The sequence below is a fragment of the Bartonella sp. AA2SXKL genome (genome assembly GCF_042197205.1).
In the GTDB taxonomy this organism is placed as follows: domain Bacteria; phylum Pseudomonadota; class Alphaproteobacteria; order Rhizobiales; family Rhizobiaceae; genus Bartonella.
In genome coordinates this window covers 1-232 of sequence record NZ_JBHIRN010000271.1, presented here as the reverse complement: position 1 = coordinate 232, position 232 = coordinate 1, and the positions used below count along the sequence as shown (strand labels likewise).

Here is a 232-nt window from a genome sequence, read left to right as displayed (position 1 = left end):
AAACAAGATAGCCCGCTGTTGTATGCAAAACACCTTTGGGTTTACCTGTTGAGCCTGAGGTATAAAGAATAAAAAGTGGATCTTCAGCATTCATCTTTTCTGCTGGACAGTCCGTTTTGGTATGAGATACTTCTTCATGATACCAAAAATCACGTCCCTCTACCCAATGGATTGGTCCACAGGTTCGCCGTATGACCATGACTTGATCCACATGCACATTCTGGCGAGCGGC

The 232-nt window shown here is 44.8% G+C and carries 1 protein-coding gene; it reads right to left on the bottom strand.

Annotated features, from left to right (window positions below; all coding sequences use genetic code 11):
• The coding region (locus ACFINS_RS11175) for an AMP-binding protein (RefSeq protein WP_375706309.1) at positions 1 to 232 on the bottom strand (232 nt) is incomplete at both ends.